The sequence below is a fragment of the Pseudarthrobacter cellobiosi genome (genome assembly GCF_023913755.1).
Taxonomy (GTDB): Bacteria; Actinomycetota; Actinomycetes; order Actinomycetales; family Micrococcaceae; genus Arthrobacter; species Arthrobacter cellobiosi.
Map to the genome: position 1 here is coordinate 129,188 of NZ_JAMXBJ010000050.1, position 25,141 is coordinate 154,328.

Genomic DNA, 25,141 nt, shown 5'->3' on the forward strand with positions numbered 1-25,141 from the left:
TCAGGCCTCTGCTTTTTCGACGGTGATGCGTGGTTCGCCTGACTCAGCCGGAACGGTGGCCAGCTCCAGGGTCAGGGTTTCGGTCTTGACCAACTCGGCGTTGGCCAGCAGCGCGTCGAGCACGGTGGGAACCGCCGTGACGGTGGTGTGGATCCGGTCGCTCACATTCAGTGCGGCGTCCTTGCGTGCCTGCTGGATGGCGCGGACCATGTCACGCGCAGTCCCTTCGGCCTCAAGTTCGGGCGTGACCTCGGTATTGAGCACCACAAATCCGCCGCCCGGCAGGACAGCTACTGAGGCCGATCCGCCGTCGGACTCTGCCACCACTGTCTCCAGCGTGTACTCCTGGGGTTCCAGCTCCAGGCCTCCGGCGATGACCACTCCAGCATCGGAAACCGACCAGTCACCGGACTTGGCGCCCTTGATGGCCTGCTGGACGTTCTTGCCCAGGCGCGGACCCGCGGCGCGGGCGTTGACCACGAGCTTCTGCTCGATGCCGAACTCCTGCGGGGAGGCGCTCTCCGCGTCCAGCAGGCGCACGGAGCGCAGGTTCAGTTCATCGGCGACGACGGCGGCGAAGCCTCCCAGCGCATCCGCGCCGGGTGCCACAACGGTCAGTTCCTGCAGCGGCAGCCGGACGCGCAGGTTGGCGGCCTTGCGCAGCGAGGATCCGGTGGAGCAGATCTGCTGCACGCGGTCCATCGCTTCCACCAGCGAAGCGTTGGCCGGGAACAGGACCGCGTCCGGCCAGTCGGCCAGGTGCACGGAGCGTCCGCCGGTGAGGCCGCGCCAGATCTCCTCGGAGACCAGCGGCAGCAGCGACGCGGCCACGCGGGACACGGTCTCCAGCGCGGTGTACAGCGCGTCGAACGCGTCAGCGCTCTCGTCAAAGAAGCGCTGGCGGCTGCGGCGGACGTACCAGTTGGTGAGCATGTCCAGGTAGCTGCGCAGTTCGTCGCAGGCGCCGGAGATGTCGTAGCTGTCCAGCTGTGCGGTCATGTTGCGGACCAGGTCGCCGGTGTTGGCCAGCAGGTACTGGTCCAGGGTGTCGGCGTACCCGTCGTAGCGGAGCTTCGCGTCGTAACCCTTACCGCCGTCAGCAGCGTTCGTGTACAGCGTGAAGAAGCTGTAAACGTTCCACAGGGGCAGGATGACCTGGCGGACGCCGTCGCGGATTCCCTGCTCGGTGACCACCAGGTTGCCGCCGCGCAGGATAGGGCTGGACATCAGGAACCAGCGCATGGCGTCGGAGCCGTCGCGGTCCAGGACCTCAGAGACGTCCGGGTAGTTGCGCAGGCTCTTGGACATCTTCTGCCCGTCCGAGCCCAGCACGATGCCGTGGCTGATGACGTTCCGGAAGGCCGGTCGGTCAAACAGGGCCGTCGACAGGATGTGCAGCATGTAGAACCAGCCACGGGTCTGGCCGATGTACTCCACGATGAAGTCCGCGGGGTTGTGCGTGTCGAACCATGCTTCGTTCTGGAACGGGTAATGCACCTGTCCGTAGGGCATGGAGCCGGAGTCGAACCAGACGTCCAGGACGTCCTCGACGCGGCGCATCACGGACTGGCCCTCTGCGGGGGTCCGGGGGTCGTCGGGGTTGGGGCGGGTCAGTTCGTCGATGAACGGCCGGTGCAGGTCAACCTGACCGGCCTTGTTCAGCGGCAGGCGGCCGAAGTCGGCCTCGATCTCGGCCAGGGAGCCGTAGACGTCGGTGCGCGGGTATTCCGGGTCGCTGGACTGCCACACCGGGATGGGGCTGCCCCAGTAGCGGTTGCGGCTGATGGACCAGTCGCGGGCGTTGGCGAGCCACTTTCCGAACTGGCCGTCCTTGACGTTCCCCGGGATCCAGTTGATGTCCTGGTTCAGCTCGGACATGCGGTCCTTGAACTTGGTGACCTCGACGTACCAGGAGGACACGGCGCGGTAGATCAGTGGGTTGCGGCAGCGCCAGCAGTGCGGGTAGCTGTGCTCGTAGCTGGCCTGGCGGACCAGGCGGCCCTGGGCGCGCAGCACCTGGGTGATGGGCTTGTTGGCCTCGAACACCTGAAGCCCGGCGATGTCGTGCAGGTCGCCGTGGCTGAACAGCGGCAGGAACTTGGCGCCTTCGTCCACGGACAGGACCACCGGGATGCCGGCCTCTTCACAGACCTTCTGGTCGTCTTCACCGTAGGCGGGAGCCTGGTGGACGATGCCGGTGCCGTCGGTGGTGGTGACGTAGTCGGCCACGAGGAAGCGCCAGGCGTTCTGGGTGCCGTACTTTTCGTCGTCGCTGAAGTCGTACCAGAGCGGCTGGTAGGCCAGGCCCTCAAGGTCGGCGCCGGTGTGGGTTGACGTCACTGCAGCCTCGGCGGAGTCCACATCCTCATAGCCCAGGTCCTTGGCGTACGCGGCCAGCAGGTCCGCGGCCAGGAGGAAACTGCCGGTGACGGGCGCGTCCGGCGAAGCAGCCTTGACGCCGTTGGGTCCGGCGGGCAGAACGGCGTAGGTGATGGAAGGCCCGACGGCGAGCGCCAGGTTGGTGGGCAACGTCCAGGGCGTGGTGGTCCATGCGAGCGCCTGGACGCCGGCGAGCTGCTGCGACAGCGCCGACTCCCCTGCCGTGATGGGGAACGTCACCGTGACAGTCTGGTCCTGGCGGTTCTTGTAAACGTCGTCGTCCATGCGGAGCTCATGGTTGGACAGCGGCGTCTCGTCCTTCCAGCAGTACGGCAGCACACGGTAGCCGTTGTACGTCAGGCCTTTTTCGTGCAGCTGCTTGAACGCCCACAGGACCGATTCCATGTATTCGACGTTGAGCGTCTTGTAATCGTTATCGAAGTCCACCCAGCGGGCCTGGCGGGTGACGTAGCTCTTCCACTCATCGGCGTACTTCATCACGGAGGCACGGCAGGCGTCGTTGAACTTGTCGATGCCCATGGCCTCGATCTGGGTCTTGTCCGTCATGCCCAGCTGCTTCATGGCTTCCAGTTCAGCCGGCAGTCCGTGGGTGTCCCAGCCGAAGCGGCGTTCCACGCGGCGGCCGCGCTGTGTCTGGTAGCGGCCCACGAGGTCCTTGGCGTACCCGGTCAGGAGGTGGCCGTAGTGCGGCAGGCCGTTGGCGAAGGGAGGTCCGTCGTAGAAGACGAATTCGTTGCTGCCGGGCTGCCCGCCGGGGGCGTCGGCGCTGCGCTGGTCGATGCTGGCCTGGAAAGTGCCGTCCTGGTCCCAGTACTTCAGGATGCGCTCTTCGATCTCCGGGAACTTCACGGAGGCGGAGACACCGGCGGCAGCGCCGCTCGAAACTGCAGCCGAAGGGGAGGCTGAGGCTTTGGGGTAATACGTCATTCTCGACATCCTGGGTTGAGCTGGTGAACCACTCAGCCGTTGCTGGATGGTTCCGTTCAGGATGCGAGGACGGCTCGTGTGCTGTCCTGGGACTGCACGCTTACCGCGGTACCACCTCACTTACCGGCACTCCACCGTGCTCCGGGGGAAGCTTGTTGGTGCGCCGGCCGCTCATTACTGCTGTGACGGGCTTACCCGTCCGGTTCTACCGGCCCTGGCGCGTGCTGATCCTTGCGCCGGAGCGTTCTTCCGGAAGCTCACCGGTGATGGCCGGGTCAAAGCTGCTAAGTCGATGTTACCGGAGAAGTCACTGCGTTTCACTGCACAGCCGGTCCGCTGAGCAGGGAAACGCAGTGACGGCGGGTCGGAATCGCCCGGACGGGACTAAAAGCGGTGCGGCAGCTTTATTCCGGCAGCAGCCATGACATCGCGGAGCCGGTCCGGGTAGTCGGTGATGATCCCGTCAACTCCGGCGTCGATCAGAGCCCGCATGGTGGGCTGGTCATCCACAGACCACGGGATGACCTGCATCCCCGCGGCGTGCGCACGCTCCACCATGTCCGCGGCAACGTAGGGGACGTAGCCGGGGTCGGTGACCTGTCCGTTTTGCGGCGTACCATGCACAGGCGAGACGGCGTCGAAACCCAGCGAGGACGCCGCCGCGATGAGGTCTCCGCCGAAGTCGTCCGCATCAATACCGCCCAGCCACGGCGAGCTGCCCGGCTGGCCGGCCTGCAAGAAGTCCTTGTTGGTCAGGGCCACCGTACGGATCTGCGGATCCCGCTCCTGGACGAGGCGCAATGAGCCCCAATCGAAGCTCTGAATGGAGACTCGGTGCTGCATCCTGGCGGCCTTGATTTCCCGGAGTGCGACATCGACAAACTGCTCCCGCGGGGCAGTTTGTGCCGGGGCGCCGGCTTCGACCTTCGTTTCGATGTTGAACTTCACCTGGCTGGCCAGGTGGGCGTCGACGAGCGCAAAGACCTCAGCCAGGGTGGGCATCTTGGCACCGGGGGACGCCGTCTGGCCGGGGCATTGTGGCTGGGTGAGCGAACCGCAGTCAAGGCTGCGGACCTGCTCAAACGTCAGGTCTTTGATGTACTTGCCCACATAGGGGAACTGGGGGTCGCTCGGCGTGACCGGCGCTGTGTCGAGGCACTTCTTGTTGCTGATCTTGCGGTCATGGGTAATGACTTCGCGGCCGTCCCTGGTGATCTGAAGGTCAAGCTCCAGGGTGGACACACCAGTTCGTGTCAGCGGCTTGAGCCTGGACCGAAGTGGTGAGGAGCAGGGCTGCGCTGAGTACGGCAGCGCCAAGCTTCATCGGGGTACGCATTGGAAAGAATCTCCGCTCGTGGCGTGCAGTTTGCGCCTGCTACAGTGCCGTCCTGCGGCCAACGTCAGGCCACAGCGGGCTGGCCGGAGTGCGACGGGACAGCAAACGTTGGGCTTCATCGCAAAGCCGATCCAATCAACGGGCGACGCCAGGGCGGCGACTGTTTAGACTCGTGCCATGACAGTCTCCCGGGCGATTTGTTCCGGTCCCTGATGGGCCATCGTGCACACCGCGGCTGGCTGTGGTCTGCTGGCCTGGTTGCGGCACCTGTTGTGGCACTGTCCTGGTTCCGCGCCGTCCCGGCGCCGTGGCCGCCGCTTGTGGTATAGGTAGTGGCCTTTACGCCGTGGCTGGCATTCCTCGCCGCGGCCGCGGTGTTGCTGGCACTGCCCAGCCGGCGTGCCTGGGCTATCCTGCCGGCGGCGATCCTGCTGATCGCACAGGTCATCTGGCTGTTCCCGCCGGAAGTGTTCCTGGCCCGTCAGGGAGGGTACCCCCAGGTCCGGGGGCCGGATGCTCCAGCCGCGGCGAAGCTGACAGTCATGAACCTCAATGCCCGGCTCGGAGGTGCTGATAGCGCCGCCATCGTCCGGCTGGTCCAGGACCACCATGTTGATCTGCTGACCGTCCAGGAGCACAGCCAGGAGTTGGAGAATCGGCTGGCGCGTGCGGACCTGGGCAGCGTGCTTCCCCACCGCGTGTCCCATCCCCGGAATGGAGCGGCCGGCAGCGCCGTCTACTCGTCTTTCCGGCTAAAGGAGGTGGGACTGGTCCCTGACACAGCGTTCAGTATGCCGATTGTCCGGCTTGAGACCAGTGACCCGGGCTCCGGCGCCGGCCTGACGGTCATCAATGTGCACACGCACGCGCCCGTGGACAATGCCGTTCAGCAATGGCGAAGTGACCTTACAGCTGTGGCCCGGGCAAGCAGCGGAGCCGGTCCTACGCTTCTGGCGGGCGATTTCAACGCGACATATGACCACTGGGAATTCCGCGCGATGCTGGAGGGGGCCGGCGGCGGCCGGAAACTGGTGGATGTTGCAACCGCGTTGGGCAGCCGGCTCATCCCCACCTGGCCGATGCGGGATTACAGCCTTCCCGGCGTGACTCTGGACCATTTGGTGACCAGCCCGGACATTTCAAGTTCGGGTTACTCGGTCCACCCTGTCAGCGGCACCGACCACGCTGCAGTGATCGCCACCCTGGAGATCCAGCTTCCCTAACGCTTGCGGATCAGCTTGTGGGTGGCCGCCTGCGCAACGGGCCGGATCACGATCTGGTCCAGGTTGACATGGTGCGGCGCGCTGACGGCGTAGCGCACCACGTCGGCGACGTCGGCTGCGGTCAGGGGCTTCTCCACGCCCTGGTAAACCTTCTCCGCGGCGTCCTGGTTACCAAAGCGGTTGAGCGCGAACTCTTCGGTGCGGACAAGGCCCGGGGCTATCTCGATGACGCGGATATTGTGCTCCGCCTCTTCCAGCCGGAGGGCACCAGTCAGTGCGTGCTGGGCAAACTTGGCGGCGTTGTAGCCGCCGCCGCCCTCGTAGGCCACGAGTCCGGCGGTCGACGTCAGGTTCAGGACGGTTCCTTCGCCGTTGGCGCGGAGCATCGGCAAGAACGCCCGGGTGAGCTTCACGGTGCCGAGGACGTTGACCCGGAACATCCATTCCCAGTCCTCGGTGTTGGCCTCGCCCACCAGGTCAGCACCCCGGGCCCCGCCGGCGATGTTGATGAGCGTCCCCACGCCGCCGGCTTCGGTGACGCGGGCAAGGAGCCTGGCGACGTCGTCGTCCTCGGTGATGTCAGCGGGAATTCCGACGGCGCCTGTTTCAGCTTCCAGCGCGGCCAGCCGTTCGGCGCGGCGTGCCACAGCGAATACCGTCCAGCCTTCCTCCCGCAATGCCCGCACGGTCGCCTCGCCGATGCCGGTGCTGGCGCCGGTAACCACCGCCGCCCTGTTTTGGAGTGAATCGCTTTGTGATGCCTGGTTCTGTGCTGTCGCGTTCCGTGAATCCTCAGTCATGGCACCACCCTAACGGCAGAGCAGCTACCGGTGCTTGAGTTTGAACTTTCCGCGGTTGCGCCCATCTCCCGCATGTAACGGCAGGCCGCGGCAGCGGAACATGAAACAATTGCCAGATGGCTCAAGACACTCAGGGTACAGACACGCCCTCCACCGCCCCTATCAACGTTCCGGACAAGCCCGCCCTTGAGGGGCTCGAAGCTGCCCTCACGCAGCGCTGGCTTGCCGAAGGGACCTACAAGTTCAACCCGGACACCACCCGGGAGCAGGTCTACTCGATCGACACTCCCCCGCCCACCGCGTCGGGCTCCCTGCACGTGGGGCACATGTTCTCCTTCACGCAGACGGACGTGCTGGCCCGCTACCAGCGCATGATCGGCAAGAACGTGTTCTACCCGATGGGTTGGGATGACAACGGCCTGCCCACCGAGCGCCGCGTCCAGAACTACTACGGTGTGCGCTGCGATCCGGCCATCCCGTACGACGCCGGCTACCGCGCCCCGGCCGAGCCCGCCAAGAACCAGCGCGATTTCGACGTCGTCTCGCGCCGGAACTTCATCGAGCTGTGTGAAGAACTTGCCGTGGAGGACGAGAAGGTCTTCGAAAGCCTGTTCCAGCAGCTCGGACTTTCCGTGGACTGGCAACTGACGTACCGGACCATCGACGACGCCTCCCGCGAAGTCTCTCAGCGCGCCTTCCTGGCCAACCTGGCAGCCGGCGACGCGTACATGGCCGAAGCGCCAACCCTCTGGGACATCACCTTCCGCACGGCCGTGGCCCAGGCGGAACTCGAAGACCGCGAAGTTGCCGGCGCGTACTACCGCTACCCGTTCTTCACCGAAGACGGCGAAAAGATCTATGTCGAGACCACCCGTCCCGAACTGCTGGCAGCCTGCGCCGCCCTCGTTGCAAACCCCGACGACGAGCGGTACCAGCCGCTGTTCGGCAAGATGGTCACGTCCCCGGTCTTCGGTGTTGAGGTTGAGGTCAAGGCCCACCCGCTGGCCAAGGCGGACAAGGGCTCCGGCATCGCCATGGTGTGTACGTTCGGTGACCTCACCGACGTCACCTGGTGGCGGGAACTCCAGCTGCCCACCCGAGCCATCGTGGGCCGGGACGGCCGGATCGTCGGCGAAACCCCGGACTGGATCACCACCGATGCAGGGCGCACCGCCTACGAAGCCATCGCCGGCAAGACCATCTTCAGCGCCAAGGAAACAGTGGTGGAGCTCCTGGCCGCCGAAGATCTGATCGACGGCGAACCGAAGAAGATCATGCACCCGGTGAACTTCTACGAAAAGGGCGACAAGCCCCTCGAGGTTGTCACCTCACGCCAGTGGTACTACCGCAACGGCGGCCGCGACGAAGAGCGCCGCGCCCGCCTGATCGCGCGCGGCCACGAGATCGACTTCCACCCGGCCTTTATGCGGTCCCGCTTCGAGAACTGGATCTCCGGGCTGAACGGCGACTGGCTCGTGTCCCGCCAGCGCTTCTTCGGTGTGCCCATTCCCGTCTGGTACCCGCTGGACGCCGAGGGCAACCCGCAGTACGACGCCCCGATCGTGCCCCTGGACGAACAGCTGCCGGTTGACCCCGCCGCCGATGCCGCACCCGGTTACGACGAAGCCCAGCGCGGCGTTCCTGGTGGCTTCGCTGGCGACGCTGACATCCTGGATACGTGGGCCACGTCTTCCCTAACGCCGCAGATTGTGGGCGGCTGGAGCCGGGACGAGGACCTCTTCGCCAAGGTCTTCCCGTTTGACCTGCGCCCCCAGGGCCACGACATCATCCGCACCTGGCTGTTCTCCTCGGTAGTCCAGGCTGATGCGCTGCAGCACGCCGCGCCGTGGAAGCATGCCGCCATCTCCGGCTGGATCCTGGACCCGGACCGGAAGAAGATGTCCAAGTCCAAGGGCAACGTGGTGGTTCCCACCGATGTGCTGGACGAATTCGGCTCCGACGCCGTCCGCTACTGGGCCACGTCCGCCAAGCTCGGCGCGGATACGGCATACGAGATCGCGCAGATGAAGATCGGCCGCCGCCTTGCCATCAAGCTGCTGAACGCCTCAAAGTTCGTCCTGAACCTGGGCGCGACGGAGAATTCCGTGGTCTCCACCGATCTCTCGGTGCTGACCAACCCCGGTGTTGATCGACCCAACGCGGAAAAAGCACCCGCGTCGGGGCCCTTGATCAACCCCTTAGACCGCGCGGTGCTGGCCCAGCTGGCCGAGGTGGTGCGCCAGTCCACCAAGGCGTTCGAGAACTACGACTACGCCCGGGCCCTGCAGATCACCGAGAGCTTCTTCTGGCAGTTCACGGACGATTACGTGGAGCTCATCAAGGACCGCGCCTACGGTGCCGCCGGCGACGCTGAGCAAGCCTCCGTGCTGGCAGCTCTCGCCACCAGCCTGGACACGCTGCTCCGCCTGTTCGCCCCGTTCCTGCCCTTCGCCACCGAAGAGGTCTGGGGCTGGTGGCGCAACGGCTCCGTGCACCGTGCGCAGTGGCCCACCGCAGTGGACGTTGACGGCGACACCACCCTGCTTGCCACCGTTGGCACGGCCCTGAGCGGTGTCCGTAAGGCAAAGTCCGAGGCCAAGGTCAAGCAGCGCACCGAGGTCCTCTCCGCCACCATCACGGCGTCGGAATCCCTGACCACGCAGCTGAAGGCCGGACTTGGCGACCTGAAGGCAGCCTCGAACGCCCGCGAACTGACCCTCGTGGCAGGCGACGGCGAACTGACCGTCAGCGATGTCGTGCTGGCCGCCCCGGAGGAACAGCCCAAGGCCTGACCTGTTTTTGGGCAAAGGGGAAGCCCCATCAGCGTTTTGCCGTTGGTGGGGCTTCGACTTTTCGGCCATCCTGGTGACGTCTTTGCTGGTCTGGCAGGATCCTTGGATCTTCAGGTCTTCCTACCTCGTCACTGGTAGCTTGTATCTGACTTTGCCGATGGCTGCGTCGGATACATATCACTGAATCTTTGGTTCCTGCGTCCCGCTTCTTTCGAAGTGGGTAAGACCATTGTTGTCCCGACGGTTTGGATGCGCAAGAGCCCCGGAAGAACTACATCAGAGTAGTTCGTCCGGGGCTCTTTGCTGTCTGCGTCAGTTGAATTCGGGACGTTCGCTGCGGCTGCGCTTAATCTCGAAGAAGTGCGGGTACGAGGCGAGTGTGACGGTGGCATCCCACAGCCGGCCCGCCTGTTCGCCGCACGGGATGCGGGTCAGCACGGGCCCGAAGAAAGCCGTTCCGTTGAAGGCAACAACCGGCGTGCCGACGTCCTGGCCCACCAGCGAGATGCCCTCCTCGTGGCTGGCCCTGAGCTGGGTATCGAAGGCGTCCGTGGTGGCTACGTCTGCCAGGCTGGCCGGGAGTCCGCACTCGGCCAGCGCCTTGCTGATGACAACGCCGTAGTCCTTCTCCCCGCCAAGGTGGATCAGAGTGCCCATGGCGTCGTAGAGCGGCTTCACCACGTGGTGGCCGTGCTGCTCCTGGGCCGCGATGATGACCCGGACCGGGCCCCACGCCTTGTCCATGAGCTCCCGGTAGCCGGCGTCGAGTTCGCGCCCTTCGTTGAGGACGGCCAGGCTCATCACATGCCACACCGTTTTGATATCGCGGACGGCCTCAACCTCGCCGATCCAGCGTGAGGTGATCCAGGCGAACGGGCACAGCGGATCGAACCAGAAGTCGGCCTGGTTGATGGTTGTTTCAGTCATGCGTGAGTCCCCTGGTTCCTGGGCGTGCGGGGGTGGAAGGCGGAAGTGTCAGGCGGGGTGGCGGACGTGTCAGGCGGACTTGCGTCGCTTGGTCACGTGCGGAATGAGGGTTGGCTCGGCCTTGCTGAGGACAACGTCGGCGGTGATGACCACGCTGGCCACGTCTTCGCGGCTGGGGAGGTCGAACATGACCGGGAGCAGCACTTCCTCCATGATGGCGCGCAGGCCACGGGCACCGGTGCCACGCTCCAGTGCCTGGTCGGCGATGGCATTGAGGGCGTCGTCATCGAAGACGAGTTCCACGCCGTCGATCTGGAACATCTTCTGGTACTGCTTGACCAGCGCGTTCTTCGGCGTCGAGAGGATCTGGATGAGGGCGTCGCGGTCCAGGCTGGAGACCGTGGTGATCACGGGCAGGCGGCCGATGAATTCCGGGATGAGGCCGAACTTCAGGAGGTCCTCGGGCATCACTTCGCCGTAGGAGTCCACCTTGTTGCTGGCATCGTTGAGTGGGGCGCCGAAGCCGATGCCCTTGCGTCCCGAGCGCGAACCGATGATCTCTTCCAGCCCGGCAAAGGCGCCCGCCACAATAAACAGCACGTTGGTGGTGTCGATCTGGATGAATTCCTGGTGGGGGTGCTTGCGTCCGCCCTGGGGCGGAACGGAGGCTACGGTTCCTTCGAGGATCTTCAGGAGGGCCTGCTGCACGCCCTCGCCTGAGACGTCCCGGGTGATGGAGGGGTTCTCGCTTTTGCGCGAAATCTTGTCGATTTCGTCAATGTAGATGATGCCCTGTTCGGCCTTTTTGACGTCGTAATCCGCTGACTGGATGAGCTTGAGGAGGATGTTCTCCACGTCCTCACCCACATAGCCGGCTTCGGTGAGCGCCGTGGCGTCGGCCACCGCGAACGGAACATTCAGCCGCCGCGCCAGTGTCTGGGCAAGGTAAGTTTTGCCGCAACCTGTGGGGCCGATCAGGAGGATGTTGGACTTGGCGATTTCGACGTCGTCGTGGTGGCCGCCGTCGGCGAGGCTGCCGCTCTTCGGGGCGTGGCCGGCCTGGATCCGCTTGTAGTGGTTGTAAACGGCGACGGCGAGGGAACGCTTGGCCGGTTCCTGGCCGATGACGTATTCCTGCAGGAAGTCGAAGATCTCGCGGGGCTTGGGCAGTTCGAAGCTTCCCAGATCGGCGACTTCCGCGAGCTCTTCCTCAATGATCTCGTTGCAGAGCTCAATGCATTCGTCGCAGATGTAGACACCGGGCCCGGCAATGAGCTTGCGTACCTGCTTCTGGCTCTTTCCGCAGAAAGAACACTTCAGCAGATCCGTGCTCTCGCCAATCCGAGCCATATGTGAACCCCTTAAGTATCTTGCTGCCAGGCAGCTGTGCACCGTTGCTGGAATCGTGGCGGGCCTGGGAGGACCGGCCGTGACATCTTCCACTCTAGGTCACAATTGCGTCCAAGGGTGGAAAGCGAAGGCCGGTGCGGCCCAAATAACTGGGACCGCACCGGCCGCCGAAGAGCCGTACTACCTGGTAATTGCCTGCGGCTTGATCTTGCGGGAATCAAGGACCTGGTCTATAAGGCCATAATCCAGGGCGTCGGCCGCGGTCAGGATCTTGTCGCGCTCGATGTCGTTGTTGACCTGCTCTGAGGTCCGGCCGGAGTGGTGCGCCAGCGTGTCCTCAAGCCAGGAGCGCATTCGCATGACTTCGGCCGCCTGGATCTCAAGGTCCGAAGCCTGGCCGCCCTGGCCGCCGGACAGTGCCGGCTGGTGGATCAGGACACGGGCGTTGGGCAGTGCCAGCCGCTTCCCGGGCGTACCGGCAGCCAGCAGGACCGCGGCGGCGCTTGCCGCCTGGCCCAGGCAGACGGTCTGGATCTCGGGCCGGATGTACTGCATGGTGTCGTAGATCGCCGTCATGGCGGTGAACGAGCCACCCGGGGAGTTGATGTACAGGGTGATGTCACGGTCCGGGTCGGTGGACTCAAGGACCAGCAGCTGGGCCATGACGTCATCGGCGGAGGCGTCATCCACCTGGACGCCGAGGAAGATAATGCGGTCCTCGAACAGCTTGGTGTAGGGGTCCTGGCGCTTGAAGCCATAAGGCGTGCGCTCTTCGAACTGGGGAAGGACGTAGCGGCTGGTCGGAAGATTACCGGCAGTCGATCCGAAGTTGTAAGTCATTTTGTTGCTCCTGATCTAAGTGTTCTAAGTGCCGGGTTACTTCTCGGAGGCTGACTCGCCGGAGGTACCATTGGCGGTTCCGCCGCCGCCGGAGACGGAATTGGCGTGGGCAGCGATCTTGTCGAAGAAGCCGTATTCGAGGGCTTCAGGCGCGGTGAACCACTTGTCGCGGTCGTTGTCCTTGAGGATGGTTTCCACCGACTGGCCGGTCTGATCCGCGGTCAGTTCAGCCATGACCTTCTTCATGTGCAGGATCAGCTCGGCCTGGATCTTAATGTCCGAGGCCGTGCCGCCGATGCCGCCGGAGGGCTGGTGCATCAGGACGCGGGCGTTGGGGGTGGCGTAGCGCTTGCCCTTGGTGCCGGAGGAGAGCAGGAACTGGCCCATGGAGGCTGCCAGGCCGGTGGCGACGGTGACGACATCGTTCGGGATGAACTGCATGGTGTCATAGATGGCCATGCCCGCGGTCACGGAGCCGCCGGGAGAGTTGATGTAAAGGTAGATGTCCTTTTCCGGGTTCTCGGCGGACAGGAGCAGCAGCTGCGAGCAGATGGCGTTGGCGTTGTCGTCACGCACCTCGGAGCCCAGCCAGATGATGCGCTCTTTCAGGAGGCGGTTGTAGATGTAGTTGTCCTGGCCGGCCGGATCTACAGTCGCCATCCGGGGGGCCTCTGCGTGCTGTGACATATGTACTTACCTCTCGCTGGTGACGGTGACATCACTGAACTTCACTACTTGGACACTAACCGGTTTGGTGGCCGATTTGTTCGCGGGAATCGCGCTGTTCGCTGACGGCGCACGATCCCTGCGACGGCCCGTTAACCAAGGCAGCCCCCGGACCAGTAGGTCCGGGGGCTGCCTTCAGTCGCACTGCCAGGGGCGTGCTAGAACTTCACGGCTGCCGGGTCGTCACTCGGGGTGGCCTCGGTCTCGGCGTTGGTGTCTTCAGCGGACTCAGCCTCAACGGCGGGAGCCTCATCTTCGCCGCCGGGGCGGACAAAGTCGCTGAGGTCAACGGTCTTGCCGTCGGTGTCGGTCACGGTGGCCTGTCCCAGGACTACGGCCAGGGCCTTCCGGCGGCGGACCTCGGAAACCATCATGGGAACTTGGCCGCTCTGATCGATGATCTGGGCGAACTGGTTCGGGTCCATGCCGTACTGGCTGGCGGCGCTGACAATGTAGTCGATCAGCTCAGCCTGGCTGACGTTGACTTCTTCCTTTTCGGCAATGGCGTCAAGGATGACTTCGTTCTGGAAGGCGCGGGCGGTGTTGGCCTTGACCTCTTCGCGGTGCTCCTCGGTGTCGTGTTCGCCTTCACCGTGGCCGTTGCCCTCCTTGAAGTGGGCGTCGACCTGCTCTTCAACCACGGAGTCGGGAACCGGAACCTCAACGAGCTCAACGAGCTTGTCCAGGACCTTGTCGCGGGCCTCTACGCCCTGCTCAATAACCTTGGAGTCGGCGGCCTGCTTGGCCAGGTCCTCACGGAGTTCGGCGAGTGTGTCGAACTCGGAGGCCAGCTGGGCGAAGTCGTCGTTGGCCTCGGGAAGCTCGCGCTCCTTGACGGCCTTGACAACAACCTTCACCTGGGCGGACTCGCCAGCGTGGTCACCGCCCACCAGGGTGGTTTCGAAGATGGCGTCCTCGTCAACGCTGAGGCCGGTCACGGCCTCGTCCAGGCCCTCGAGCATGGTTTCGGTGCCCACCTGGTAGGACAGGCCGGACGCGGAATCAACGTCGGCGCCGTCAATGGTGGCGGTGATGTCGATGGTCAGGAAGTCGCCATCGGCGGCCGGGCGGTCCACGGACTTCAGCGTGCCGAAGCGGCCGCGCAGTTCATCCAGGGCCTTGTCAACGTCTTCGTCGGAGGACTCCGCTGCGGCTACCTCGACCTTGATGCCGGCGTAGTCGGGAAGTTCGATCTCCGGACGGATATCAACCTCGGCGTGGAACTTCAGTTCCCCGTCCGTGGAGCTGGGGTCCGGAACTTCGGTGATTTCAACCTCAGGACGGCTCAGGGGGCGGATGCCGGATTCCTGGACTGCAGCCTGGTACCAGCCGTTGAGGCCTTCGTTGATGGCCGTCTCCAGGACGTAGCCGCGGCCAACGCGCTGGTCAATCAGCTTGGACGGGACCTTGCCCTTACGGAAGCCAGGGACCTGGATCTGCGAAGCAACAGTCTTGTATGCCTCGTCGATGCTGGGCTTCAATTCCTCAAAAGGGACCTCAACATTGAGCTTGACCCGCGTGGGGGTGAGGTTCTCGACAGCGCTCTTCACGGTCTAAGTACTCCTGGGTTTGTGGGATGGGTTTCTGCAAACGCATTTTTCTGCCCGGGCCGTATGCACGGCCCGAGCCGCAGAGTCGGGGTGACAGGATTTGAACCTGCGACTTCCTGCTCCCAAAGCAGGTGCTCTAGCCAAGCTGAGCTACACCCCGTAAGTGCACAGGCAAGTCTACGGTCATCCGGGCGTTCTTTGCACATTTGACACGTGGGGCATGAATTAGGTTTAGTTGTATCCGGCTTCAACAGCCAGCCCGAAGAAACGCAGTGCAGCCTGATGCAACAGCTGAGCTGTATTTTTCCGGGGACGTAGCTTAGTGGTAAAGCCTCAGTCTTCCAAACTGATGATGCGGGTTCGATTCCCGTCGTCCCCTCCACATAAAAGCAGGGCCCCTCAGTGAGGGGCCCTGCTTTTTGTTTGGCTGACTTGGGATCAAGCTGACTTTGTTGGCTACTGCTGCTGGCAGCCGGGGCACCAGTACAGCTTGCGGCCCACAATTTCGGTGATGGCCACCGGCACGGCACAGACTCGGCAGGGCTGCCCTTCCCGCTTGTACACGAAGTGGGCGTCGCCGCCCGTGGGCAGGAGCGCCCCCGGTTCCCGGTTATCCGGCTCCCAATACACCGGCGGTGTGGTGATGATCCGCCCGTCACGGACGCCGTCGGCCATAACTGCGGCTGTGTCATCCCACAACAGACCGGCGGCGCTGCTGGAGAGTCCAGTACCCGGCAGCCACGGATCCAGCCGCTGCCGGAACAGCACTTCGGCCCGGTAGACATTCCCGACGCCGGCAATCACCTTCTGGTCCATCAGCAGCGCTGCGATGGACGTCTTGCGGGACAAAAGGCCCGTCACAAAGCGGGTCCTGTCCGCGGGATGGTTGTGCAGCGGATCCGGCCCCAGCCGGGCCAGGACGGCCCGGGCTTCTGCCTCGGTGATAGCCGCGCAAGTGGTGGCACCGCGGAGGTCCGCCCAGCCATGCTTGCTGACCAGCCGGACACGCACGGCGCCGCGGGGCTCGGGCGGGCCCTCGTACTCAACCATCCCGGCGTCGTCGGTAATTTCGGGGTCCTCGAAAACCTCGCGCTCCCCGATCTTCCGCGGGGCACCGATGCTGGAGGCCCCGCTGAAGGTCGCGTCGCCGCCGAAGTCCCAGGCCCCGTAGAGCCCCAGGTGGACGTGCAGCACCACGGCGTGGTCAAAATGCAGGAAGAGATGCTTGCCGTGGGCGCGCGAATCCGTCAGGACCTGGCCGTCCAGCAGGGCTGCGCCGGCAACGAACCGGCCCTGCGGGCTGCTCACGGATAGCGATTCCCCGGTAAAGACGTCCCCGAACTGTTGCGCCAGGCGGCGGACTGAATGCCCTTCGGGCACTATTCGATGACCTCGCCGGTGGTTTCGTAAGACGCGATCTTGCCGATGCGGCGGACGTGCCTTTCGTCGTTGCTGAAGGGCTCAGCCAGGAACGCCTCGATCAGTTCGGTTGCTTCCCCGACAGTGTGCTGGCGGCCGCCAACGGCCACCACGTTGGCGTCGTTGTGTTCGCGTGCCAAAGTTGCGGTGGAGTGGTTCCAGGCGAGGGCTGCGCGGACCCCCTTGACCTTGTTGGCGGCGATCTGCTCACCGTTGCCCGAGCCGCCCAGGACGATACCCAGGGCGTGGATTCCTGCCTGCTGGTCAGCGACGACGGCGAGCGCTGCGTTGATGCAAAAGGACGGGTAATCGTCCAGGGCGTCGTATTCCTTGGGGCCGTGGTCCACCACGTCGTAGCCCTTGGCCGTGAGGTGGCTGACCAGGTGGGCGCTGAGTTCCATGCCGGCGTGGTCGGTGGCGATGTGTACCCGCGGGAAGGCAGGGGAAGAAGTCACAGCAGTATCCGTTCGTTTCGGCGCCGGGGCCAGCAGTGCTGGTTCAGGCCAGGGTCAGATCATCAGGGACAAGGTTACTAGGACTCGGACTCCGGCGCGCGTTCGCCGGAAGTGCCCCCGTGCGCCCTGGCAGCCACCCGGGTCAAGACCTCGGCCAGCCGGGCCGCGGATGCTGGGCTGCCGCCGCTGACCGCAAGGTTGCGCCCATCGGTTTGATGAACGACGACGGCGGGGCCGCTGCTGACCAGCATCGCGGCGGTGCCGCTGTGGTTGCGGTAGCCCCACCCGCCGTAGTCGGCGGCGCGGACGTCCGCGGCACTTGCGGTGGAGATCGCGGCCGCCGGCACATCCATGACCGGCAGCACGCCGGCCACCAGGACACGCAGGCCACGGCGGTCGGCCTTGACGCGGGCGCAGAGGAAAGCAGCGGCCACCACAGCGAGGGCAGCCACCAGGGCCCCGAGCCAAGGCAGCGCCACAGCGATCAGCGCGGCCGGGAACAGGCTTGCCACCGCGATCATCACAAAGACCGAGCTGCGGGCGTGCACCCACATCCGGAACGTGTCCCCCGCAAGCTCCGGGTCAAGCTCGCGGGCGAGGGCCTGCTCCAGGGCCCGGTCATCGTCAAGCGACCACTGCCGGTCGGCCTTGAACACGAAGCCCATGATGACACCCAGCGACAACGCCGCCCCGCTGCCCAATGCGAGGACCGTGAGATCCACCCGGGACTCCCGGGCGTCGGCGAGGCCGGCCTGGCCCACCAGCCCGGCCGCAAGGACGCTGGTGATGAACAGGCTCAGGAACAATCCCGTTCCCATCATGATCCGGCGCATAACAGCGGGCCGGGACAGCGGTACCGCCTGGAACAGCACCAGCCAGCCTGAGGCGATGATGAGCAGCGCGCCGCCGCCCGCATAGGCGCCGAACGGGGCAAAGGAGGCGCCGCCGTCGGCCGTCCAGCTGATCGCTACCGGGTCCGGAAGATCGGGACGCAGCAAGAAGGCGCAGAACACAAAAGCCGCCGCCAGGACCACGGGAAAGCCGACGGCGAAGCGCAGTGCCTTGGTGTCCACCGAATCCCGGAACTTTCCCATGCATTAACGCTACTCCCGCCGGAGGCCGTGACAGAATGACTTCACTGTGCCGGTGCAGGCCACCGCCCGCCGGCAACCGCAACCCCTTCTGGAGGCCCCACTTGCCAGGTATGAACCTGACTCGCGCCGAAGCCCGCGAGCGTGCCGCACTCATCAACGTTGACTCCTACGATGTCATCCTCGACCTGACCAGGGGCGGGAAGGTCTTCGGAACCACCACCACGGTGAAGTTCACGGCAGTGCCGGGTTCCACCACTTTCATCGATGCCGTCACGCACGCCGTGCACAGCGTCACGCTCAACGGGCACGCCCTGGACCCTGCGGCAGTGTCCGACGGTATCCGGATCCAGTTGCCGGACCTCGCCGGCTCCAACGAGCTCACCGTGGTGGCCGACGCGCCGTACATGAACACCGGCGAAGGCCTGCACCGCTTTGTGGATCCGGTGGACCACGAGGTGTACCTGTACACGCAGTTCGAGGTTCCCGATTCGCGCCGGATGTTTGCGGTGTTTGAGCAGCCCGACCTCAAGGGCACCTTCAGGTTCACGGTCACCGCGCCGTCGCACTGGGATGTCATCTCCAACTCCCCCACCCCCGCCCCGGTGGAGTCCACACCAGGGGACGACGGCGGCGCCCGCTCGGTCTGGACGTTCGCCCCCACACCACGGCTGTCCTCCTACGTCACCGCCCTGATCGCCGGCCCGTACCAGTCACTCCGCAGCGAAGTGGCCAGTTCCGACGGCCGGGTGATCCCGCTGGGAGTTTTTGCCCGGAAGTCCCTGATGCAGTACCTCGACGCGGACAACATCTTCGAGCTGACCCGTCAGGGCTTCGAATTCTTCGAGGCGCAGTTCGGCTTCCCGTACCCGTTCGAGAAGTACGACCAGCTGTTTGTGCCCGAGTTCAACGCGGGCGCCATGGAGAATGCCGGCGCGGTGACCATCCTCGAAGGCTACGTTTTCCGGAGCAAGGTGACCGGGGCTCAGATCGAGCGCCGGGCCATCACCGTCCTGCACGAACTCGCGCACATGTGGTTCGGTGACCTGGTGACCATGCGCTGGTGGAATGACCTCTGGCTCAACGAATCCTTCGCCGAATACATGTCCCACCTCGCGGCTGTGGAAAACACGTCCTTCACGAGCGCGTGGACAACTTTCGCCTCGGTGGAGAAGTCCTGGGCCTACCGCCAGGACCAGCTGCCCACGACCCACCCGATTTTCGCCGACATTAACGACCTGCAGGACGTGGAGGTCAACTTCGACGGCATCACCTACGCCAAGGGCGCCTCAGTCCTCCGCCAGCTGGTGGCCTGGGTGGGGCCGGAGCAGTTTATGGCCGGGGTCCGGGAGTATTTCGCGAAGCACGCCTGGCAGAACACCGAGCTGAGCGACCTCATGGTGGAGCTGGAGAAGGCCAGCGGCCGCGACCTGGACCAGTGGGGCCGCCTCTGGCTGGAGACTGCCGGCGTCAATACGCTCAAGCCGGAGCTCTCCGTGGACGGCTCCGGGACGCTGACGTCCTTCACCATCGTGCAGTCAGCCGTCGAGGAGTGGCCCACCATCCGTCCGCACCGGCTCGCCGTCGGGTTCTACAACCTGAACAGCTCGGGCAAGCTGGAGCGCGTGCACCGCGAGGAGCTCGACGTCGACGGCAAGCGCACCGAGGTCCCGGAACTGGCGGGCCTGGCGCAGCCTGACCTGATCCTGGTCAACGACGACGACCTCGCCTACGCCAAGGTCCGGCTGGACGAGAAGTCCCTCGCCACGGCAACGGCGCACCTGAAGGACTTCAGCGAGAGCCTGCCGCGCACCCTGGTGTGGAACTCCGCCTGGGACGCTGCCCGCGACGGCGAGTCCCCGGCGCGCCGGTATGTGGAGCTGATCCTGGCCAACGTGGCCGCGGAATCGGATTCTTCGGTGATCCTGGTCCAGCTGCGCCAGCTGGCCACCACGCTGAACTTCTATGTGGCCGAGGAGCACCGCGAGGCCACCACGGTCGCCGCCGTGGACACACTGTGGGATCTTGCCAGCGCAGCGCTTGGCGGGTCCGACGCCCAGCTGCAGTTTGTGAAGTCGTTTGCCCTGCTGGCCGGCAGCTCAGGCCAGCAGGACACCGTCGCCGGGCTCCTGGACGGCACCGCCACCCTGGAGGGGCTGGCCGTCGACCAGGACCTGCGCTGGGAGCTGCTGGCGTCCCTGGTGGCCGGTGGCCGGCGGGGCCAGGCACAGATCGACGCCGAACTGGAGCGCGACAACACTGCCAGCGGACAGAACGCCGCGGCGCTGGCCACGGCCGCCATCCCCACCGCCGAAGCCAAGGCCGCAGCGTGGGACTCGATCGTGGTCACGGGAGAACTCTCCAATGCGCTCCAGGGTTCAGCCGTCACAGGCTTCATGCGGGTGCTGGACCGTTCGCTACTCGAGCCGTATGCGGAAAAGTACTTCGAGGCTGTTCCCGGGATCGTGGCAAACCGCACACACGCACTCGCCCAGCAGATCGTCGTCGGGCTTTATCCGGCATTGCTGACCACGCAGGCAACGGTGGACCGGACGGATGCTTTCCTCGCCGGGCTTCCGGCCGACAGCAGCGCCCTGCGCCGCATGATGCTGGAAAACCGGGACGGCGTGGCCCGGGCGTTGCGGGCACGCGCGGCCGACGTGCTGCCGGGCGAAGCCTAGGCCGGCGCCGTGGGCCTGGGCGAGCACCACTATTCCCTGACGGTGCAGTGGACCGGCAACCTGGGTAACGGCACGTCGTCGTACCGGGGCTACTCACGGGACCACGACATCCGGGTCCCCGGGCTGCCGGTCCTGCCCGGTTCCGCCGATCCGACGTTCCATGGGGACCGTGACCGCTACAACCCGGAGCAGCTGCTCCTGGCGGCGTTGGCGCAGTGCCACATGCTGTCGTTCCTGCATGTGGCGGTGAAGCACGGGGTGGTGGTGACCGACTATCAGGACGACGCCACCGGTGTGATGCGGCTGAACCGCGACGGCAGCGGACAGTTCGAGTCCGTCACGCTGAACCCGAGGGTGACCGTGGCGGACGCGGCCCATGTGGATCTGGCTGAACAGCTTCACCGCGAAGCCAACGCGGTCTGTTTCATCGCCCGCAGCGTCAACTTCCCCGTGGATCATTCGCCCGTGACCCTGGTGGCCTGAGACCCAACTGGGTCGCACTAACTGTCGTTATGGGAAGTCATAACGACAGTTAGTGCGACCTACATGGGTGGGGTGCTACCCAGTTCGCGTCCGGCCGGACTCAGCGGCTTCGAACAAGCTCCTCTGCCAGCCGTGCTTCGGTGGCGGGCGTGAGCCCTGCCTGGCGGGGGCGGTCCAGGCCGCGGCGTCGTTCGTCCTCCAGTGTGTCCGCCAGTGTTTCCTGCCAGGGTCTTATGGCCAGCCCGGCGGCCCTGGCGGCGTGGTTGCCGCGGCTGCAGAACCCCTCGTGGCCGGGCGGCAGCCACAGCGGGAGGGAATCCGGTCCGGCCCAGTAGTCGATACCGTGCTCTACCAGCCAATCCTCCGGGGCCTTGAGGACTTCGTCCCGGTATTCGGCCACTGTTTTGGCCGCCTCGATGTAGTTACCAAAGGGCACCTGGTCCCCCATGGCGTTCAGCGGCCCCGTCACCCCACGCCGGGCAGCATCGAGGACCCAGGCCGCCAGGTCCCGCACATCAATGACCTGCGTGGCGTGGGCGTCGATATCCGGGACCACGGCCGGGCCGTCGTCCCTGGCGAACCTCGCAGGCCAGTAGCCGTACCGGTCCGTCCCGTCACCGGGGCCGCTAATCAGGCCGGCGCGGCAGAGGTAGGTGCGCCCTGTCCCCCGCGGCCTCCAGGGTGGCCTGTTCAATCGCTGACTTGGATTCACCATATGTATCCGGAGTGGATTCCGTGCCTGCTGGCAGCGGTGCCAGCAGGTCAGCGTCCTCAGCCGCTCCCGGCGTCGAATGGTCTGCGTAGACGGAGCAGCTGGACACAAACGTCCAGTGGGCGGTCCGGTGGGCCAGTGCGGTCAGCGCCTCCTTGGCAGGGACAGGATCGCGAGCCACGTCAATCACCGCGTCCCAGTCCCTTGCCACCTGTGCATAGCTGTTCACGCCGAGTGAACGGTCCGCTCTTACCCACTGGACGCCGGCTGGCGGTTCCGTCGCGGATCCGCGGGCCAGGCACGTGACTGTGTGACCTGCGGAAACGGACTGCCGGGCGATTTCAGACGAGAGAAAGGCGGTTCCGCCCAGAATGAGGATGCGCATGGGGCCACGCTACGGCGCTAGGGTTGAAGGAGAACAGAGCCTTATGCCGCGGGCGAACCTGTGCATGGGCCGACGTCATCCCCCCGGCCGCCGCCGGTGACCCCCCAAGGAGTTTTACCTCTATGTTCAGCACGATGTCGCTTACACCCCCGCCCCTCACCTCGCAGCCAAGCGGCGTCAGCATTACGGGCATTGTGATCAGCCTTGGCGTCGGAATCGCGATATGGCTGGTGGCCACCTTCGTAATTTCCCGGATCAGCAAGCGAGTGGCGTCGGGTACCAATTTCTTCAAGAAACCGCACTTCAAGTGGGTTGCCCCCGCCCTGCGGGCCCTGGATCACGAGCGCCGCGTGCAGCGGGCGGAAACCATCGGTTCCCTGCTCAACAGCATCGTCGGAGTTCTGGTGGCCGTGATCACCACCATGTACGTGCTGCAGAACCTGGACATCAACATCGCCCCGCTGCTGACCAGCGTGGGAATCCTGGGTATCGCCATCGGTTTTGGCGCGCAGCAGCTGATCCGTGACTTCCTCGCCGGGATCTTCATCACCATCGAAGACCAGTACGGGATCGGCGACGTCATCGAAACCAGCGAAGTAGTGGGTGTGGTGGAGTCCATGGGGCTGCGCATCACCCGGGTCCGTTCGGAGGACGGCGCAATCTGGTACCTCCGCAATGGCGAGATCCTTCGCGTCGGCAACCGTTCGCAGGGCAGCTACGTGCCGGTGCCGGACGTGCCGGTCGCCGGGCCGGACACTGCCCTGAGTGCGCCCGCCACCGAGGCGAAAAAGACCGAGCAAAAGGCCGGAGAATAGAGACATGACCACACCCGCCGAGCCGCAGCAGCCACGTCAGCTTATGCAGAACGATCCCTTCAGCCAGCCCGGCTACACGGACAACTTCTTCGATGCCGTGGGCGGACACGAGACGTTCGTCAAGCTGATCGACGTCTTTTACGATGGCGTAGCCACGGACCCGCTGTTGCGCCCGATGTACCCGGAGGAGGACCTCGAACCGGCCAAACGGCGGTTCCTGATGTTCCTGGAGCAGTACTGGGGCGGCCCCACCACGTACGGCGAGGAACGCGGCCACCCGCGCCTGCGGATGCGCCACATACCGTTCCGGGTCACGCCGGAAGCAAAGGACCGCTGGCTGTTCCACATGCGGACCGCTGTCGATGCCCTGGAACTGCCACCCTTGTACGAGGGAACGCTCTGGGACTACATGGAACGCGCCGCGCTGTCCATGGTGAACAGCCCCTCGGACGCCTGACGGGGCCTTCGGGCTAAGCGTATGGGCGCGTACGACGGCGGCTGGCCGGGTTTTAGAGGCCGCTGCCGGTGCGTGCCAGGACGTGGCCGCGTGGACCACTGAGGCGGAACCAACGCCCCGCCCGGTACAGCTTCTGGTCCGCGTCTGCGAGGAATCCCAGGGTGAGGGCCGCGAAGGCGGCTCCTGCCGGAAGGCCGGAGTCATCAAGGGCCCTGCCCCACACAGCGGCGCGTGCGTTGTTGACGATCAGCGCCCCCGGCTGGGCGGGCATGATGCCCGCCACTTCGGTAATGCCGGCTTCGGCCGCGCGCCGGAGTTCGGCATCCGACAACGCACCCACTAGTTCCCAGCCGGTGCGCGGTGCGCCGACGCCTGTCCACGATTCGGTGACGGTGGACGGCGGAACCGGCAGCTCGACGTCGTCCTCCCCTGCCCTGGCAAGCCGGTCAAGGACGGCTGAGAGCGGTACCGTCACGTCAATCACGGAAGGTTCCGCCAGCGCCATGGTGCGCAGGCCCAAGATGGTGGGGGTGGATTCGCCCAGCAGGCGGGGCCGCAGAATGCACACGTAGGCCGCGAGAACGGACCCTGCGGCCTGAAGCCGGATGGCGCCGTCGTCGACCGTCTTGGCACGGGTGGTGAATGTTCGCAGATCGGCGAGATCACGCGGATCGGCGAACCGGAAGGACTTCGTAAGTAGGTCAGACACATTAAGAACACTACCGGCTGAAGCTTGGTTGAGCAGCGGCGGGGCGACGTCTAGAGTCAATCCATGACTGAAGCCGAAACCGGACTGCTGGCGCCACCCAGCGGCGACCCCACCGAAACGCTCATCCAGCTCCTTGACCTTGGTGAGCTTGAGGGAGCCCGGACGGATGAGGATATCTTCCTTGGCCCGTCGCAGCAGCAGCCCCGGCAGCGTGTGTTCGGCGGCCAGGTGCTGGCCCAGTCGCTGGTCGCTTCCATGAGGACGGTGGACGCGGAACGGTTTGTCCATTCCATGCATGGCTATTTCCTCCGGCCCGGCGACGCCAACAAGCCCATCACGTTCGGTGTCCAGCGCCTGCGTGACGGCCGGTCCTTTTCGGCGAGGCGTGTCCATGCCTATCAGGAAGGGGTGCCCATCCTTTCGATGATCGCGTCCTTCCAGGACCTGGACGAAGGCCTCGACCACGAATCCAAGATGCCCGCCGGCATTCCCGATCCTGAGTCGCTGCCCAGCACGGCCGACCTGCTGGGCAAGTTCGACCACCCCATAGCCCAGCACTGGGCTTACGAGCGGCCCTTTGATATCCGGCACGTTGACCCGCCGCTCTACGTTTCGGCCAAAGGCAAGAAGGAGGCCCGGAACGCCGTCTGGATGAAGACGTTCGGGCCCATGCCCAATGATTCAAACCTGCACCGGGCCGCCCTGGCCTACGCTAGCGACTACACGCTGCTGGAATCCATCCTGCGCCGCCACGGGCTGAGCTGGATCACGCCCGGCATGAGCGTCGCCAGCCTCGACCACGCCATGTGGTGGCACCGTCCCGCCCGCGTGGACGAATGGCTGCTCTACGTCCAGGAATCCCCCAGCGCCCAGGGAGCCCGCGGACTCGCCACGGGCAAAATCTTCAACCGGGCCGGGCAGCACGTTGCCTCGGTGGCGCAGGAGGGCATGGTCCGGGTTCCCACCGACCTGAAAAACAAAGTAGTTGGCGCGTTCCAGTCCAAAGTCCTGGAGCACCAGATCCGCAAGGCCGGCCGGAACTGACGCTGGGCGGGACTGACTG

The 25,141-nt window shown here is 65.1% G+C and carries 19 protein-coding genes, 2 tRNA genes and 1 pseudogene; 8 read left to right on the plus strand and 14 right to left on the minus strand.

Annotated elements, in window-relative coordinates; genetic code table 11:
- Together ileS and NG696_RS17995 are read right to left on the minus strand one after the other, a co-directional pair.
- Positions 1–3,327, minus strand: a complete 3,327-nt coding sequence (gene ileS / locus NG696_RS17990; protein ID WP_252565709.1) for an isoleucine--tRNA ligase — start codon at positions 3,325–3,327, stop codon at positions 1–3.
- 384 nt (positions 3,328–3,711) lie between these two features.
- Positions 3,712–4,569, minus strand: coding sequence for a glycerophosphodiester phosphodiesterase family protein (locus tag NG696_RS17995; RefSeq protein ID WP_374208661.1), 858 nt, complete (start codon positions 4,567–4,569; stop codon positions 3,712–3,714).
- A gap of 426 nt (positions 4,570–4,995) precedes the next feature.
- On the opposite strand from NG696_RS17995, the gene NG696_RS18000 reads away from it, so the two are divergent.
- Entirely contained in the window at positions 4,996–5,886 is an 891-nt protein-coding gene (locus tag NG696_RS18000; RefSeq protein ID WP_252576296.1) for an endonuclease/exonuclease/phosphatase family protein, read from the plus strand.
- Here NG696_RS18000 and NG696_RS18005 read toward each other — a convergent pair.
- On the minus strand, positions 5,883–6,686 hold the full coding sequence (locus NG696_RS18005; RefSeq protein ID WP_252565715.1) for an SDR family oxidoreductase: 804 nt from the start codon (positions 6,684–6,686) through the stop codon (positions 5,883–5,885). The genes NG696_RS18000 and NG696_RS18005 overlap by 4 nt on opposite strands.
- A 116-nt stretch (positions 6,687–6,802) precedes the next feature.
- Here NG696_RS18005 and valS point away from each other — a divergent pair, with 116 nt between their 5' ends.
- A complete protein-coding gene (gene valS / locus NG696_RS18010; protein ID WP_252576297.1) occupies positions 6,803–9,478 on the plus strand; it encodes a valine--tRNA ligase in 2,676 nt (891 codons plus the stop codon).
- A 312-nt stretch (positions 9,479–9,790) separates the two neighbouring features.
- Here the strand turns inward: valS and NG696_RS18015 are convergent, their stop codons facing one another.
- The 6 genes from NG696_RS18015 to NG696_RS18040 all read right to left on the minus strand — a co-directional run bounded on the left by NG696_RS18015 (position 9,791) and on the right by NG696_RS18040 (position 15,031).
- Positions 9,791–10,405, minus strand: coding sequence for a mycothiol-dependent nitroreductase Rv2466c family protein (locus NG696_RS18015; RefSeq protein ID WP_252565720.1), 615 nt, complete (start codon positions 10,403–10,405; stop codon positions 9,791–9,793).
- A gap of 69 nt (positions 10,406–10,474) precedes the next feature.
- Positions 10,475–11,755, minus strand: a complete 1,281-nt coding sequence (gene clpX / locus NG696_RS18020; RefSeq protein ID WP_252565723.1) for an ATP-dependent Clp protease ATP-binding subunit ClpX — start codon at positions 11,753–11,755, stop codon at positions 10,475–10,477.
- 180 nt (positions 11,756–11,935) lie between these two features.
- A complete protein-coding gene (locus NG696_RS18025; protein WP_141140836.1) occupies positions 11,936–12,595 on the minus strand; it encodes an ATP-dependent Clp protease proteolytic subunit in 660 nt (219 codons plus the stop codon).
- 36 nt (positions 12,596–12,631) lie between these two features.
- On the minus strand, positions 12,632–13,255 hold the full coding sequence (locus NG696_RS18030; RefSeq protein ID WP_252566136.1) for an ATP-dependent Clp protease proteolytic subunit: 624 nt from the start codon (positions 13,253–13,255) through the stop codon (positions 12,632–12,634).
- A gap of 224 nt (positions 13,256–13,479) precedes the next feature.
- A complete protein-coding gene (gene tig / locus NG696_RS18035) occupies positions 13,480–14,871 on the minus strand; it encodes a trigger factor (protein WP_252565726.1) in 1,392 nt (463 codons plus the stop codon).
- 85 nt (positions 14,872–14,956) lie between these two features.
- A tRNA-Pro gene (locus NG696_RS18040) sits at positions 14,957–15,031 on the minus strand.
- Positions 15,032–15,179: 148 nt separating this feature from the next.
- Here NG696_RS18040 and NG696_RS18045 point away from each other — a divergent pair.
- Positions 15,180–15,253, plus strand: a tRNA-Gly gene (locus NG696_RS18045).
- A gap of 74 nt (positions 15,254–15,327) precedes the next feature.
- Here the strand turns inward: NG696_RS18045 and NG696_RS18050 are convergent.
- The 3 genes from NG696_RS18050 to NG696_RS18060 all read right to left on the minus strand — a co-directional run bounded on the left by NG696_RS18050 (position 15,328) and on the right by NG696_RS18060 (position 17,839).
- Positions 15,328–16,251: an Fpg/Nei family DNA glycosylase gene (locus tag NG696_RS18050; RefSeq protein ID WP_252565729.1), complete on the minus strand. Its 924-nt coding sequence runs from the start codon at positions 16,249–16,251 to the stop codon at positions 15,328–15,330.
- The gene (locus tag NG696_RS18055) at positions 16,251–16,745 is read right to left on the minus strand and encodes a ribose-5-phosphate isomerase (RefSeq protein WP_252565732.1); all 495 of its coding nucleotides are present in this window, start codon (positions 16,743–16,745) and stop codon (positions 16,251–16,253) included. Before NG696_RS18055 ends, NG696_RS18050 begins: the two co-directional genes overlap by 1 nt.
- A gap of 77 nt (positions 16,746–16,822) precedes the next feature.
- Complete coding sequence (locus NG696_RS18060) at positions 16,823–17,839, minus strand: hypothetical protein (protein ID WP_252565735.1); 1,017 nt, start codon at positions 17,837–17,839, stop codon at positions 16,823–16,825.
- Between the two features lie 110 nt (positions 17,840–17,949).
- Between NG696_RS18060 and pepN the strand changes: the two genes are divergently transcribed.
- Entirely contained in the window at positions 17,950–20,517 is a 2,568-nt protein-coding gene (gene pepN / locus NG696_RS18065) for an aminopeptidase N (protein WP_252576298.1), read from the plus strand.
- 9 nt (positions 20,518–20,526) lie between these two features.
- Complete coding sequence (locus tag NG696_RS18070) at positions 20,527–21,000, plus strand: OsmC family protein (RefSeq protein WP_252576299.1); 474 nt, start codon at positions 20,527–20,529, stop codon at positions 20,998–21,000.
- A gap of 100 nt (positions 21,001–21,100) precedes the next feature.
- On the opposite strand, the pseudogene NG696_RS18075 reads toward NG696_RS18070, so the two are convergent.
- A pseudogene (locus tag NG696_RS18075) lies at positions 21,101–22,097 on the minus strand (NAD-dependent epimerase/dehydratase family protein).
- A gap of 134 nt (positions 22,098–22,231) precedes the next feature.
- Here NG696_RS18075 and NG696_RS18080 point away from each other — a divergent pair.
- Both NG696_RS18080 and NG696_RS18085 read left to right on the plus strand, forming a co-directional pair.
- Positions 22,232–22,912 (plus strand): mechanosensitive ion channel family protein, encoded by a 681-nt coding sequence (locus tag NG696_RS18080; RefSeq protein WP_252576300.1) that lies wholly within the window; start codon positions 22,232–22,234, stop codon positions 22,910–22,912.
- Positions 22,913–22,916: 4 nt separating this feature from the next.
- Positions 22,917–23,369: a globin gene (locus tag NG696_RS18085; protein ID WP_305884622.1), complete on the plus strand. Its 453-nt coding sequence runs from the start codon at positions 22,917–22,919 to the stop codon at positions 23,367–23,369.
- A 52-nt stretch (positions 23,370–23,421) separates the two neighbouring features.
- On the opposite strand, the gene NG696_RS18090 is transcribed toward NG696_RS18085, so the two are convergent.
- A complete protein-coding gene (locus NG696_RS18090) occupies positions 23,422–24,078 on the minus strand; it encodes a DUF8185 domain-containing protein (protein WP_252565746.1) in 657 nt (218 codons plus the stop codon).
- Between the two features lie 63 nt (positions 24,079–24,141).
- On the opposite strand from NG696_RS18090, the gene NG696_RS18095 reads away from it, so the two are divergent.
- The gene (locus tag NG696_RS18095) at positions 24,142–25,122 is read left to right on the plus strand and encodes an acyl-CoA thioesterase (RefSeq protein ID WP_252565749.1); all 981 of its coding nucleotides are present in this window, start codon (positions 24,142–24,144) and stop codon (positions 25,120–25,122) included.
- Positions 25,123–25,141: the final 19 nt, after the last annotated feature.

Excerpts from the sequence above, each read along its gene's own strand:
- NG696_RS18060 (WP_252565735.1), bottom strand. The coding sequence starts at position 17,839 with ATGGGAAAGTTCCGGGATTCGGTGGACACCAAGGCACTGCGCTTCGCC.
- NG696_RS18015 (WP_252565720.1), bottom strand. The coding sequence starts at position 10,405 with ATGACTGAAACAACCATCAACCAGGCCGACTTCTGGTTCGATCCGCTG.
- NG696_RS18095 (WP_252565749.1), top strand. The coding sequence starts at position 24,142 with ATGACTGAAGCCGAAACCGGACTGCTGGCGCCACCCAGCGGCGACCCC.
- valS (WP_252576297.1), top strand. The coding sequence starts at position 6,803 with ATGGCTCAAGACACTCAGGGTACAGACACGCCCTCCACCGCCCCTATC.
- NG696_RS18005 (WP_252565715.1), bottom strand. The coding sequence starts at position 6,686 with ATGACTGAGGATTCACGGAACGCGACAGCACAGAACCAGGCATCACAA.
- ileS (WP_252565709.1), bottom strand. The coding sequence starts at position 3,327 with ATGACGTATTACCCCAAAGCCTCAGCCTCCCCTTCGGCTGCAGTTTCG.
- NG696_RS18030 (WP_252566136.1), bottom strand. The coding sequence starts at position 13,255 with ATGGCGACTGTAGATCCGGCCGGCCAGGACAACTACATCTACAACCGC.
- NG696_RS18025 (WP_141140836.1), bottom strand. The coding sequence starts at position 12,595 with ATGACTTACAACTTCGGATCGACTGCCGGTAATCTTCCGACCAGCCGC.
- clpX (WP_252565723.1), bottom strand. The coding sequence starts at position 11,755 with ATGGCTCGGATTGGCGAGAGCACGGATCTGCTGAAGTGTTCTTTCTGC.
- NG696_RS18085 (WP_305884622.1), top strand. The coding sequence starts at position 22,917 with ATGACCACACCCGCCGAGCCGCAGCAGCCACGTCAGCTTATGCAGAAC.
- NG696_RS18080 (WP_252576300.1), top strand. The coding sequence starts at position 22,232 with ATGTCGCTTACACCCCCGCCCCTCACCTCGCAGCCAAGCGGCGTCAGC.
- pepN (WP_252576298.1), top strand. The coding sequence starts at position 17,950 with ATGAACCTGACTCGCGCCGAAGCCCGCGAGCGTGCCGCACTCATCAAC.